This is a genomic window from Leifsonia sp. GW821-FHT13C09 (assembly GCF_058806435.1).
In genome coordinates, this window is the sequence record NZ_JBXAPS010000004.1 from 340,719 (window position 1) to 353,751 (window position 13,033).

The 13,033-nt window shown below is 71.1% G+C and carries 10 protein-coding genes; 8 read left to right on the top strand and 2 right to left on the bottom strand.

Annotated elements, in window-relative coordinates; all coding sequences use genetic code 11:
• The first annotated feature begins 29 nt into the window (after positions 1–29).
• The 6 genes from purN to AC1ROW_RS15480 all read left to right on the top strand — a co-directional run bounded on the left by purN (position 30) and on the right by AC1ROW_RS15480 (position 8,851).
• Positions 30–623 carry a phosphoribosylglycinamide formyltransferase gene (gene purN, locus AC1ROW_RS15455; protein ID WP_493019781.1) on the top strand — a complete coding sequence of 198 codons (594 nt, stop codon included), beginning with the start codon at positions 30–32 and terminating at the stop codon, positions 621–623.
• Complete coding sequence (gene purH, locus AC1ROW_RS15460) at positions 620–2,200, top strand: bifunctional phosphoribosylaminoimidazolecarboxamide formyltransferase/IMP cyclohydrolase (RefSeq protein WP_493019782.1); 1,581 nt, start codon at positions 620–622, stop codon at positions 2,198–2,200. Before purN ends, purH begins: the two co-directional genes overlap by 4 nt.
• A gap of 120 nt (positions 2,201–2,320) precedes the next feature.
• On the top strand, positions 2,321–3,376 hold the full coding sequence (locus tag AC1ROW_RS15465; RefSeq protein ID WP_493019783.1) for a Glu/Leu/Phe/Val dehydrogenase family protein: 1,056 nt from the start codon (positions 2,321–2,323) through the stop codon (positions 3,374–3,376).
• Positions 3,377–3,462: 86 nt separating this feature from the next.
• Positions 3,463–4,665, top strand: coding sequence for a dimethylargininase (ddaH, locus tag AC1ROW_RS15470; protein WP_493019784.1), 1,203 nt, complete (start codon positions 3,463–3,465; stop codon positions 4,663–4,665).
• A 530-nt stretch (positions 4,666–5,195) separates the two neighbouring features.
• Positions 5,196–7,040: an ABC transporter ATP-binding protein gene (locus tag AC1ROW_RS15475; RefSeq protein WP_493019785.1), complete on the top strand. Its 1,845-nt coding sequence runs from the start codon at positions 5,196–5,198 to the stop codon at positions 7,038–7,040.
• The gene (locus AC1ROW_RS15480; RefSeq protein ID WP_493019786.1) at positions 7,037–8,851 is read left to right on the top strand and encodes an ABC transporter ATP-binding protein; all 1,815 of its coding nucleotides are present in this window, start codon (positions 7,037–7,039) and stop codon (positions 8,849–8,851) included. Before AC1ROW_RS15475 ends, AC1ROW_RS15480 begins: the two co-directional genes overlap by 4 nt.
• 70 nt (positions 8,852–8,921) lie before the next feature.
• Here the strand turns inward: AC1ROW_RS15480 and AC1ROW_RS15485 are convergent, their stop codons facing one another.
• The gene (locus AC1ROW_RS15485; protein ID WP_493019787.1) at positions 8,922–10,619 is read right to left on the bottom strand and encodes a hypothetical protein; all 1,698 of its coding nucleotides are present in this window, start codon (positions 10,617–10,619) and stop codon (positions 8,922–8,924) included.
• A 139-nt stretch (positions 10,620–10,758) separates the two neighbouring features.
• The gene (locus AC1ROW_RS15490) at positions 10,759–11,763 is read right to left on the bottom strand and encodes a type III PLP-dependent enzyme domain-containing protein (RefSeq protein WP_493019788.1); all 1,005 of its coding nucleotides are present in this window, start codon (positions 11,761–11,763) and stop codon (positions 10,759–10,761) included.
• 138 nt (positions 11,764–11,901) lie between these two features.
• Between AC1ROW_RS15490 and AC1ROW_RS15495 the strand changes: the two genes are divergently transcribed.
• Together AC1ROW_RS15495 and AC1ROW_RS15500 are read left to right on the top strand one after the other, a co-directional pair.
• On the top strand, positions 11,902–12,249 hold the full coding sequence (locus tag AC1ROW_RS15495) for a response regulator (protein WP_493019789.1): 348 nt from the start codon (positions 11,902–11,904) through the stop codon (positions 12,247–12,249).
• A gap of 96 nt (positions 12,250–12,345) precedes the next feature.
• Positions 12,346–13,029 (top strand): LuxR C-terminal-related transcriptional regulator, encoded by a 684-nt coding sequence (locus AC1ROW_RS15500; protein WP_493019790.1) that lies wholly within the window; start codon positions 12,346–12,348, stop codon positions 13,027–13,029.
• Positions 13,030–13,033 lie beyond the last annotated feature (4 nt).

Below are 13,033 nucleotides of genomic sequence, written 5' to 3' on the forward strand. Positions count from 1 at the left end.
GCGCCTCGCCGGGTGGGTAGGCTGGTCGCGTGCTCTCGATCGTCGTGCTGATCTCCGGTGGTGGCTCCAATCTGCGTGCGCTGCTGGAGGCCGCCTCCGACGCCGAGTTCCCGGCCCGCGTCGTGGCGGTGGGAGCCGACCGCGAGGCCGACGGGCTCGAGCACGCCGAGGAGTTCGGCGTCCCGTCGTTCACGGTGCCCTTCACCTCTTACGACAGCCGAGAGGAGTGGGGCGACGCCCTGCTCGAGCAGATCCTGTTGTGGGAGCCCGACCTCGTCATCCTCTCCGGCTTCATGCGCCTGGTCCCGCCGCGCGTGGTCCGAGCGCTCTCGCCGCACCTGATCAACACCCACCCGGCCTACCTGCCCGAGTTCCCCGGCGCGCACGGCGTCCGCGACGCGCTCGCCGCCGGCGCCACCCAGACCGGCGCCAGCCTGATCGTGGTCGACGACGGCGTCGACGCCGGCCCGGTGATCAGCCAGGAGCGCGTTCCGATCCTGCCCGGCGACACCGAGGCCAGCCTGCACGAACGCATCAAACCCGTGGAGCGACGGCTGCTGATCGACGCCGTCCTCGACATCGCCAACGGACACATCGACCTCAAGGAGCTCTCCCGAGTATGAGCGGACCCCGCCACGACGCCAGCCTCTACCGCGAACGGGACGTCGTCCCGATCCGTCGCGCCCTGATCTCGGTCAGCGACAAGACGGGCCTGCTCAACCTCGCCGCGACGCTGGCGGAGGCCGGGGTCGAGATCGTGTCGACGGGCTCCACCGCCCAGACCATCCGGGACGCCGGCCACGCGGTGACCGACGTCGCGAGCGTCACCGGCTTCCCGGAGTCGCTGGACGGCCGGGTCAAGACGCTGCACCCCGCCATCCACTCCGGCCTCCTCGCCGACCTGCGGCTCGCCTCGCACGAGGAGCAGCTGAAGGACCTCGGCATCGAGCCGTTCGAGCTCGTCGTCGTCAACCTCTACCCGTTCGTGGAGACCGTCGCCTCTGGCGCGGTCGGCAACGACGTGGTCGAGCAGATCGACATCGGTGGCCCGGCGATGGTGCGCGCGTCGGCCAAGAACCACGCGAACGTCGCGATCGTCGTCTCGCCGGACGACTACGCCGAGGTCGCCGCCGCGGTGGCCGCGGGCGGGACGAGCTTCGACCAGCGCCGCGCGCTCGCCGCCAAGGCGTTCGCGCACACGGCCTCCTACGACGGCGCCGTCGCGGCATGGTTCGCGGGGGAGGCGCCCTCCACGGATGATTTCGCCGAGCGCTTCGAGGTGCGCGCCGAGCTCAAGCAGACCCTCCGCTACGGCGAGAACTCCCACCAGGCCGCGGCGCTCTACGCCGACCCGGCCGGCCGCGGCATCGCCCAGGCGACGCAGCTCGGCGGCAAGGAGATGTCGTACAACAACTACGTGGACGCCGACGCGGCGCTGCGCAGCGCCTACGACTTCACCGAGCCGGCGGTCGCGATCATCAAGCACGCCAACCCGTGCGGCATCGCGGTCTCCGACGACATCGCCGACGCCCACCGCAAGGCGCACGAGTGCGACCCGGTCTCCGCCTACGGCGGCGTGATCGCGGCCAACCGCACCGTGACGCTCGCCATGGCCGAGACGGTGAAGGGCATCTTCACGGAGGTCCTCATCGCTCCGGACTTCGAGCCGGAGGCGCTGGAGCTGCTGCAGACCAAGAAGAACCTGCGCATCCTCCGACTGCCCGAGGGCTACGCGCGGTCGGTGACCGAGTTCCGCCAGCTCTCCGGCGGCGTGCTGGTGCAGGACGCCGACCGCTTCGATGCGTTCGACTCCAGCGGCTGGACGCTCGTCTCCGGCGAGGAGGCCGACGCCGCCACGCGCGCCGACCTCGAGTTCGCCTGGAAGGCCTGCCGCGCGGTCAAGTCGAACGCGATCCTGCTCGCCAAGGACGGCGCCTCCGTCGGCGTCGGCATGGGCCAGGTCAACCGGGTGGACTCCTGCAACCTCGCCGTCAGCCGCGCGGGCGACCGTGCCGCAGGCTCGGTGGCGGCTTCCGACGCCTTCTTCCCGTTCGCCGACGGCCCCGAGATCCTGATCGCCGCCGGTGTGTCCGCGATCGTGCAGCCGGGCGGGTCGATCCGCGACGAGGACGTCATCGCGGCGGCGAAGGCGGCCGGAGTGACGATGTACTTCACGGGAGAGCGCCACTTCTTCCACTGAGACGGTGCTCATTCTCCTGAGCCTGCGCACGCCGGATTGCATCACCTCGCGGGGTCGCGGAGAATAGACGACGGTCCACAAGACCCTCAGCATTCACCGCGATCCCACGAGGAGACACCGATGTCCGTCCTGCCCACCGACCTTCCGCACGAAACACTGCACGTGGTGAAGGGGAGGCGGAGCGGCCTCACCATCAGCATCGCGGTGCACTCCACCGTCCTCGGCCCCGCCCTCGGCGGCTGCCGGGTGTGGAACTACGACTCCTGGCAGGAGGCCGTCGCCGACTCCCTGCGCCTGGCCGAGGGGATGACGTTCAAGAACGCCGCCGCCGGCCTCAACCGCGGCGGCGGCAAGGCCGTCGTCTACCTGCCGCGCGGCAAGCAGCTCAGCCCGACCGAGCGCTACGAGGTCATGCTCGACCTCGGCGACGCCGTCGAGAGCCTGGGCGGCAGCTATATGACCGCGGAGGACGTCGGCACGAGCGCCGAGGACATGTCCGTCGTCGCGACCCGCACCGCCCACGTCTGCGGCCTCCCGCCCGCGGAGGGCGGCGTCGGCGAGCCGAGCGACGCGACCGCCGCCGGTGTCTACGCCGGCCTGCTCGCGACCTTGGAGCGCGCCACCGGCAGCCGCGACGTCTCGGGCCGCCGGGTCACCGTGCTCGGGCTCGGCCACGTCGGCTCGATCATCGCCATGCGCCTCGCGAGCGAGGGTGCGGTGCTCACCGTCACCGACGTCAACCCGGCCAAGCGCGCCCTCGCCGAGGCCCTCGACGCGACCTGGGTGGAGCCGGACGAGGCGCACCGGGTGGAGGGCGACCTGTTCGTCCCGGCCGGTGTCGGCGGGGTCCTGACCGACACCGTGATCGACGAGCTGCGCGTGAAGGCGGTCGTCGGCCCGGCGAACAATCAGCTGGCCGAGCGCTCCGGCGCCGAGCGCCTCGCCGCCCGCGGCATCCTGTGGGCGCCCGACTTCGTCGTCAACGCCGGCGGCGTCATCTTCCTCGCGATGATGAACGAGGAGCACCCCTCGGCCGAGGCGACGCAGGAGCGCGTCGAGGCCATCGGCGACACCGTGGCGCGCGTCTTCGACGTCGCGGCCGAGCGCGGCATCACGACGCTGGAGGCCGCCGACGAGATCGCTCTGGCGCGCCTGCGCGAGCCCGCGCACGCCTGAGCCGGGCCGCATCCCGCTGCCGGCCGCCGCGGCCGGCAGCGGGATACCAGCAATCCCATAGGGACCGGTCGGATAGGCTTTTTCGCATGACTTCCTCCTGGGCCCGCCGGCTCGTCGCCTCCCTCGTGTCCGCCGTCGCCGTGGCCGCCATCGGCCTGGTGGCCGCCACGCTCGTGCTGCTGATCGCGAACCAGCTCAACTCGGCCGTGCTCGGAAGCATCACGCCGTACGTGGCGTGGAACGCGCTCGCGGCGTTCGTCCTCGCGGCGATCGCGGCGCTGCTGGGCGCGTACGACCGCCGCTGGATCGCGGTCGTCGCGGGCATCCTGGTCGGCCTCATCAGTGCGGCGATCGGCACGCTGGTGCTGTTCTCGACGCTGAACGTCACGCTCACCGGTCAGGCCTGGGGCCAGATCGCTTCGTCCTACATCGGGATCAACCTCCCGTTCTGGCTCGCGGTCGCCATCGCGTTCCCGACCGCCGGCTTCGCCGCGTTCGGCGCGATCGAGTCCCAGGGCACCCAGACGTCCCGCAAGATCGCGCTGGTGCGCATCCCCGCGGGCAACCTCGCCGACGGCCTCATCACCCACATCGAGCGCGAGACCGTCGACAGCGAGCTCGCCGACACGCAGTGGGACGCCTACGTCGCGGCGCTCTCCGCGGCCGGCTGGCAGACCGTGGAGGTCGCCAGCGCCGACCAGCTCGCCGACTCGGTGTTCGTGGAGGACACGGCCGTGGTCTTCGGCGACACCGCCGTCATCGCGCGCCCCGGGGCGGACTCGCGCAAGCCGGAGATCGCCGGGACCGAGGCCGCGCTGCGCGCGCAGGGACTCCGTCTGCTGCGCATCGAGGAGCCGGGCACCCTCGACGGCGGCGACGTCCTCAAGGTCGGCGACACCGTCTACGTCGGCCGCGGCGGCCGCACCAACGCGGAGGGCATCCGCCAGCTCCGCGCGCTCGTCGCCCCGCTCGGCTACACCGTCGTCGCCGTGCCGGTCACCAAGGCGCTGCACCTCAAGACGGCCGTCACCGCCCTCCCCGACGGCACCGTGATCGGCTACGAGCCGCTCGTGGACGACCCGCGGATCTTCCCGCGCTTCCTGCCCGTCCCGGAGGCGCACGGCACCGCCGTCGTCGTCCTGGACGACGAGACCGTGCTGATGTCGTCGTCGGCGCCGGGGTCGATCGCGCTGGTCGAGGACCTCGGCTACACGGTGGTCCAGGTCGACATCTCCGAGTTCGAGAAGCTCGAGGGCTGCGTCACCTGCCTCTCGATCCGCATCCGCTGAGGCAGCCGGCGCTCCACATTCGGCACGAATCGCGGCACTAGCCGCGCCATTCGCGACATTCGGCACAAATCGCCACGACGTGATTCGGCACGAATCGCGGCAATGGCCGCGCGATTCGCGACATTCGGCACGAATCGGGGCGATGCGAAACTCGCTCTTGCGCTCTGAGCGATGCTGGGAATATCCTGTAGGGCTGCCTTGTCGCAGCATTCGGAAGACGCATCGGGCCCAGGGGAGGACGCCATGACAACGACGCAGAACACACGAACCGTGAACGTGTTCGGGCTCGTCGCCGCCGCGTACGCGTCCCCGGAGCCGGCCCCCGCCTGGTAGGTCCCAGGCAGGTACGCGCTTCCGGCTGACTGTCGCCGGCACCCGCCCCGCCAACGGCACAGGGCATCCGTGGCCCTGGCACGTCACGATCCCGTCGACGCCTTCCTTTGGCGACCTCTCAGCACGCCTCACCGGGTCCGAGCGGACCCGACGCAGAACAACGAAGTCACGAAACGCACGAAGAGAAAACGGAACCCATGTCTATCGCTGAAACCCATCAGCACCCTCCGCAAAGAGAAGAGAAGAAGCGCTCGGGAACCGTGCGCACCCTGCTCCGCATCCTGCCGTTCGCCAAATCGGCGGCGCCCCGCATCCTGCTCGGCATGGTCGCCGCGCTGCTGGCGAGCCTGGTCGCGCTGAGCATCCCGCAGGTGCTCCGCTGGCTGGTCGACGGCCCGCTGTCCGCGGGCGACCCGGCGGCCGTGTGGCCGGCGGCCCTGCTCGTCGTGGGCCTCGGGGCCGCGGAGGCGGTGTTCATCTCGCTGCGACGCTGGTTCGTGCTCACCCCGGGCACCCACGTCGAGGCGCGGATGCGCAACGCCCTCTACGAGAAGCTGCAGGACCTGCCCGTCGCCTTCCACGACCGGTGGCCGAGCGGCCAGCTGCTGTCGCGCGCCGTCAGCGGCCTCAGCCTGATCCGGCGCTGGCTGTCGTTCGGCATCGTCCTGCTCGTGGTCAACATCGTCACGATCATCGTCGGGTTCGCCATCCTGATCGGCTGGAACTGGATCCTCGGCCTGATCTTCCTGGCATTGTCCGCGCCGCTGTGGGTCTACGGCTTCGTGTTCGAGAAGAAGTACTCGATCGTGGCGCGCCGCAGCCAGGACCAGGCCGGCGACCTGGCGACGGCCGTCGAGGAGTCGGTGCACGGTATCCGCGTCCTCAAGGCGTTCGGCCGGGGGAAGCACGCGCTGAAGAAGTTCGAGTCGCAGGCGGAGGCGCTGCGCGGCACGGAGATCGAGAAAGCCAAGGCCGTGGCCGGCATCTGGCTATGGCTGCTGCTCATCCCGGACGTGGCGTTCGGCATCTGCCTGGTGGTCGGCGTGTGGCTGGCCTCGCAGGGCCAGCTGACGGTCGGCGAACTGGTCGCGTTCTTCGCGACCGCGACCGTGCTGCGGTTCCCGATCGAGTCGATCGGCTTCCTGCTCTCGATGACGTTCGACACGCGCACGGCGGCCGACCGGTTCTTCGAGGTCATGGATGAGGTCAACACGATCACCGACCCCGCCGAGCCGAAGCGCATCGCCGAGCCGCGCGGTGAGCTCGTCTTCGACGACGTGCACTTCCGCTATCAGGACTCGCCCGAGCGCTTCCCCGACCTCCTGAACGGCATCGACCTCACGGTCCGCCCGGGGGAGACGATGGCGCTCGTCGGCCTGACCGGCAGCGGCAAGTCGACACTGACCGCGCTCACCACCCGCCTGTACGACGTGACCGGCGGCGCGGTGAAGGTGGACGGCGTGGACGTGCGGGACCTCACCCGCTACGACCTGCGCCAGGCCATCGCAATGGCGTTCGAGGACGCGACCCTGTTCTCGGCCTCGGTGCGCGACAATGTGCTGCTCGGCCGCGACGGGCTCGACCCGACCTCGGCGGAGGCGGAGCGCATCCTGACCGAAGCGCTCGAGATCGCGCAGGCCGGTTTCGTCTACGAGCTCCCGGAGGGCGTGGAGACGAAGGTCGGCGAGGAGGGCCTCAGCCTGTCCGGCGGCCAGCGTCAGCGGCTCGCACTCGCGCGTGCCGTGGCTGCCGCACCCAGCATCCTGGTGCTCGACGACCCGCTGTCCGCGCTCGACGTCGACACCGAGGCGCTGGTGGAGGCCGCCCTCCGCCGGGTCCTGGCCTCCACGACCGCCCTGGTCGTCGCGCACCGTCCGTCGACGGTGATGCTCGCCGACCGGGTGGCGCTGCTGGAGGACGGCCGGATCACGGCCGTCGGCACCCACCACGACCTGCTCGTGAGCAACGAGCACTACCGTTTCGTCCTCTCCTCCCTCGAAGAGGACCGCGACGAGGAGATCCTTCAGGAGGTGAACCTGTGAGCACCGCGACAGTCCTGGGCGTCGAAGGCGAAGAGCGCAACGACCTCAGCAAGGAGGAGAGCCGGCAGATCCGCCGGCGCTCCCTCCGCCTGCTCGGCTCGCTGCTGCACCCGCTGCGCGCTCGGCTGGTGCTGACCGCGATCGTCGTCGTGGTGAGCACCGCCGGCCAGGTGGCCGGGCCGGCGATCATCGCGTTCGGCATCGACAACGGCATCACCGCGCTGAAGAGCCAGAACTGGCTCCCGGTCGCCGCGGCGGGCGTCGCGTACCTGGTCACCGGCGTCATCGGCGCCGTGCTGATCGCCTGGTACACGGTGCTGAGCGCGCGGATCAGCCAGGCGATCCTCATCGACCTGCGCAAGCGGGTGTTCCTGCACACCCAGAAGCTCTCGCTGGAGTTCCACGAGTCGTACACGTCCGGCCGCATCATCTCGCGGCAGACCAGCGACCTGGACTCCATCCGGGAGCTGCTGGACTCGGGTATCAACCAGCTCGTGCAGGGCTTCCTCTACATGCTGTTCATCGGCATCGCGCTGTTCTGGCTCGACTGGGTGAGCGGCGTCGTGCTGCTCTGCTCGCTGCTGCCGCTGTACCTGCTGACCCGCTGGTTCCAGAAGCGCTCGCAGGTGCTGTTCCGCATCTCGCGGGTGGCGTCGGCGAAGCTGATCGTGCACTTCGTGGAGACCATGACCGGCATCCGCGCGGTCAAGGCGTTCCGCAAGGAGAAGCGCAACGAGAAGGAGTTCGGCGGTCTGGTCGAGGACTACCGCGATGTGAACGCGCGGGTCATCCAGCTGTTCGGGATCTTCGACCCCGGGCTGGTGATGATCGGCAACGTGACGGTCGGCGCCGTGCTGCTCGTCGGCGGCTTCCGGGTCGCGGACGGCCAGCTCGCGATCGGTGTACTGCTCGCGACGCTGCTCTACACGCGACGGTTCTTCGACCCGATGGAGGAGATGGCGATGTTCTACAACTCCTACCAGTCGGCCGCCGCGGCGCTGGAGAAGATCTCGGGCGTCCTGGAGGAGGAGCCGAGCGTTCCCGACCCGGTGCAGCCGACCGACCTGTGGACGGCGGAAGGCCACGTCCGTTTCGACGGCGTGACGTTCGCCTACAAGCGGGACCGCGTCATCCTGCCGGAGTTCAGCCTGGACATCCCTGCCGGGCAGACCGTGGCGCTCGTCGGCTCCACCGGAGCGGGCAAGTCGACGCTGGCCAAGCTGATCTCGCGGTTCTACGACCCGAGTGAGGGCCGGGTCACGCTCGACGGCGTGGACCTGCGGGACATGCACCCGAAGGACCTGCGCCGGGCGATCGTCATGGTCACCCAGGAGGCCTACCTGTTCAGCGGCTCGGTCGCCGAGAACATCGCGCTCGGCAAGCCGGACGCGACGCGCGAGGAGATCGAGGAGGCCGCCATGGCGGTCGGCGCGCACGAGTTCATCGCGGGCCTGCCGAACGGCTACGACACCGACGTGAACAAGCGCGGCGGCCGGGTGTCCGCGGGTCAGCGGCAGCTGATCTCGTTCGCCCGGGCGTTCCTGGCGAACCCGGCTGTGCTCATCCTGGACGAGGCGACCAGCTCGCTCGACATCCCGAGCGAGCGCCTGGTGCAGGAGGCGCTGCAGACGCTGCTCGCCGACCGCACCGCCGTGATCATCGCCCACCGCCTGTCGACAGTGGCGATCGCGGACCGGGTGCTCGTCATGGAGCACGGCCGCGTGGTGGAGGACGGCTCGCCGGGCGAGCTCATCGCGGGCACCGGCCGGTTCGCCCAGCTGCACGCCGCGTGGCGGGACTCGCTGGTCTGACCCGGTAGCGCGGACGGCGAAGGTCCCGGATGGTTCGCTCCTTCCGGGACCTTCGCGCTGTCCGCAGGTATCAGCGGACGACCGACAGGGTTATGGTTCCGCCGTCGTAGACACCGGCCGACCAGTCGATCGCCACGGTGTTCTCACCGGCCATCAGACCGGCGAGCGTGACGGTGCGCGCCCCCGCGGACCCGAGGAGCGGCTTCGCCGGGACGGTCGACGCGATGGTCGCTCCGCCGTTGACGCGATAGCCGATGTTGAGGGCCGCCGAGGTCGGGTTCGTCAGCGTGAGGGTGGCCGTACCCGACGCGGAGACGGCGCTCACCGTCGCGGTCGGCGGGGTGAGCGTGGCGAGGCCGATGTCCTGCGACACGGAGTCGGCCGTCCCTGCGCCGGAGAGGCGGTAGGAGCCGATCAGCGTCACGTCCGCGAGGGCGGCGGGCACGTCGCCCGTGAAGCGCACCGATGGCGTCTTGGCGGTGCCGCTCAGGCCCAGGTAGATGTCGGTGTCGTAGGGGAGGCCGCCCAGCTTGTAGGGGCCGACCAGCGACGGCGTCTTGGTCGAGCCGAGCACCGTGCCGTCCGCGCGGTAGGCCGTGAGGGTGACCGCCTCGGAGGTCTCCAGGCCGTCCTTCTTGCCGTTGGCGTTGGAGTCGTTGAACACGGTCCCGGCGATGCTGACGTGCTGGCGGACGCCGAACAGGAAGTCCGACGTCTTCTGCGCCTTCAGGTCGGTGAGCTGGTAGCTCGTGCCCCAGTGGTCGACTGCGGCTACGTGCGTCGCCGGGACGCCGGCGAGCAAGCCAGCCGCCTGCGCGACCGTGCCCGTGACCGCGCCGAGCTGCGCCGAGGCGTCCGCGCCGAGGAGTTTCTCTGTGTCGGCTGCGTCGACGACGGCGACCGCGCGGGAGAGGCCGGAGGCGAGCTTCGTCAGGTACTCGTTGCGCGGCGTCGTGCTGATGTCGCCGGTGTCGAGCAGGGCCGGGTCCATCGCGAGGAGGGCGTCGGCGCTGCCCGAGCCGATCAGGTCGATGAGCGCCGTGACGCGCGAGGTGTTGGCGAGCAGTTCGCCGATCGTCAGGTTGAACGGCGAGCGCATCACGACGTACGCGCCTTCCGGGACGTCGGCGAAGGTGATGGGCTGCCCGTTCGCCGTCGTCCGGAACCGGATGGCGTCTCCCAGGTCGAGCGAGCCGCCCAGAGCGCCGGCGACCGCCGAGCCGACGTCGATGGAGGCGAGCGAGCCGTCCTCGATCGCCTTCTGAGTGGCGAGCACGTCGATGAGGATCACCGTCTTGCCGTTGAGGTTGCTCTCACCGGCGTCCCTGACGCCGTTGCCGTTGCTGTCGGCGAACACCGTAGCGGTGAGGTCGGTCTGCCGGCTGGCCGCGAGGTCCGCGACGCCGACCAGCGAGATCCCTTGGATGGTGGCCTCGGCAACGGCCCCCGAGCGGTAGCCGTCGGCGCTCGCCGCTGCGTAATAGGTGCCGGCGGGGAGGGCGGTCGCCGAGTAGACGCCGAGCGCGTTCGTGGTCACGGTCCGCAGGGCGCCGGTGCGCGCCGCGGCGTCCTCCGCGCTGCCGTAGAGCGCGACGGTGGCTTTCGCGAGCGGGAGGTCGCCGAGCGAGAGCATGCCGTCGCGGTCGGCGTCGTGGAACACGGTCCCGGTGACGGTGTAGACGGCCGGAGCCGCGGTCGCGGGCGCCGCCGCTCCGACGACGGAGACGCTCAGCGCCGCGCTTGCCATGAGTACTGGAGCTAATTTCACATCCCAGACGATACACGGCACGACCGACAAGCCCCGGGCCCTCCTCGAAGGTTCCGGGGCTTGTCGCCGTGGTCGGGGCGGGCCAAGGGGTTGGATACCGGTTGGGTTGGCGGCCCGCCGCCGGCCAGGTCTGTACGGATCAGCCGTGCGATGCTCGCCGCATGATCCGGTGCTCGGAGCCGCCCCCGCGCACGAGCGGGAGACGGAGCGCGGGGAGGTGCCGCAACGGCGACGGCCCGGTGTCGAGCACCACGACCTCCGCCCCCGCGTCGATCAGCTCGCCCGCAGTCGCGGGGTCGACTTCGCTCCGGGTCTCACCCGCGACGATCGTCACGCAGCCCGCGGTGACCGCGGGGCCCGCCGCGGCGGTCACCGTCACGCCGGAGGTCGCGGGGGCGACGATGCCGCGGATCGCGCGGGCCAGCTCCTCCCGCTCGGCGGAGCGCTCGCCGCTGCGCCCCGGGAAGCCGTCGCCGAGGTCGAGGATGCGCAGCCGGAAGCCGGTCGCCGCCTCGACGTCGGCCGCGACGCCCACCGCACGGACGATCTCGGCCACGTACGCGGCCGGGCTGCCGTCGGCCGGGAGGGTGAGGGACAGCCCGGCGATGCGGACGCCGAAGCTGCGCGCCGCCGCGGCCGCGGACAGCGCTTCCTCCGGCGTCATTCCGCCGACGGCCCGGTGCGCTGGCCTGCCGGTGATCCCGGGTCGCAGCCGGAGGAGCGCGCGCAGGTCGCCGGGCGCGCCGGCGAACGCCTCCACCGCGCGCGATCCGGCGAGGACGAAGTGCCGGACGCCGGCGTCGTACGCGGCGCGAGACTCGTGCGGGTGGGCGACGGGCGTGGCGTGCAGGATGCGGCGCCCGCCGACGCCTGCGGCGACGAGGGCGGGGAGCGCTTGATCCTGGGTCACCGCGAAGCCGCCGTCCGCGTCCGCGACCGCAGCGAGCAGCCGCGGGTGCGCGAGCGCGCTCACGTCGTAGAGCACGTCCACCCAGGGGAAGGCCTCCCGCAGCGCCGTGTAGCGGCGGCGGGCGCGGTCCAGGTCGAGCACCACCAGCGGCAGGGCGCCGAGGTCCGCCGCGACCGCCTCGGCTGCCGTTCGGGCGGCGCCGTTCGGGTAGGCGGTTCGGGTTGCGGCGGACATCGCGTTCTCCTCGGGTTTGCTGAGCTTGACTCATATGTTCCTGCCGACCGCGCGATGCCCGCATCCGGGGGGTCACCCGTTTGCCGATGCGTGCTGGCACGGATGCGATCGGGAATGGCGCCCGGAGACAATCGAGGCATGTGCCTCCGTGTTGTGATCGTCGACGACCACGCACGGTTCCGGGCTCAGGCGGCCGAGCTGCTCACGCTCGAGCGCTTCTCCGTCGTCGGGGACGCCGAGACCGGCGCCGGCGGCGTCGAGCTCAGCCGCACGCTCGCGCCGGACGTGGTGCTGATGGACGTCGGCCTCCCCGACGCCAACGGCTTCGACCTGGTGACCGCTGTGCACGAGACCGGGGCCGCGGTCGTGCTCACCTCGAGCCGGTCGCTGCGGGACTATGGGACGCGGGTCTCCGACAGCGGGGCGGACGGGTTCATCACCAAGGCGGAACTGACCGGTGAGGCGATCCGCAGCATGCTCAGATGAGCGTGTCCGACTGCTGAGGTAAGCGCGTGTGTCCGACGGTGGGGCAGACAGCCGCAGCATGCTCAGATGAGCGCGTCCGACTGCTAAGGTAAGCGCGTGGTCGGGGTAGACAACTCGGTAGCCCGCCCGCTCCGGGTCGCAGTCGCCGATGACGCCGTGCTGCTCCGTGAGGGGATCGGGCAGATCCTGCGCGCCGGCGGCGTGGAGGTCGTGGCGGCGGTGGACACCGCGGAGCAGGCTCTCGCGGTGCTCGCGGACGACGACGGCCTCGACGCCGTCGTGCTCGACATCAAGATGCCGCCGACGCACACCGACGAGGGCCTCCGCGCGCTCGAGACGCTGCGCGCCTCCGGCTCGCAGGTCGGCGTCCTCCTGCTCTCGATGTACACCACCGCGGGGTACGCGATCCGCGCCATGAGCGCCGGCAGCGGCACCGGATACCTGCTGAAGGACCGCGTCGCCGACGCCGACGCGCTGGTGAACGCCGTGCGCACGGTCGCGGCCGGCGGGTCGGTCGTCGACCCGGAGGTCGTGCAGGTGCTCGTGGCCGCCCGGTCGACGGAAGCCGCCGTCGAGTCGCTGTCGTCCCGGGAGGTCGACGTGCTCCGGCTGATGGCCGAAGGCCTCTCCAACGCGGGTATCGCCGCGGCGCTGCACCTCAGCCTCCGGACGGTCGAGTCGCACATCGGCCACATCATGGCCAAGCTGGACATCGAGGAGACCACCGAAGGACACCGGCGGGTCCTCGCGGTGCTGCGCTTCCTCGGCCGGGACGCCTGAGGCG

Coding starts and splice junctions, on each gene's coding strand:
- purH (WP_493019782.1), top strand. CDS start 620: ATGAGCGGACCCCGCCACGACGCCAGCCTCTACCGCGAACGGGACGTC.
- AC1ROW_RS15465 (WP_493019783.1), top strand. CDS start 2,321: ATGTCCGTCCTGCCCACCGACCTTCCGCACGAAACACTGCACGTGGTG.
- ddaH (WP_493019784.1), top strand. CDS start 3,463: ATGACTTCCTCCTGGGCCCGCCGGCTCGTCGCCTCCCTCGTGTCCGCC.
- AC1ROW_RS15475 (WP_493019785.1), top strand. CDS start 5,196: ATGTCTATCGCTGAAACCCATCAGCACCCTCCGCAAAGAGAAGAGAAG.
- AC1ROW_RS15490 (WP_493019788.1), bottom strand. CDS start 11,763: ATGTCCGCCGCAACCCGAACCGCCTACCCGAACGGCGCCGCCCGAACG.
- AC1ROW_RS15495 (WP_493019789.1), top strand. CDS start 11,902: ATGTGCCTCCGTGTTGTGATCGTCGACGACCACGCACGGTTCCGGGCT.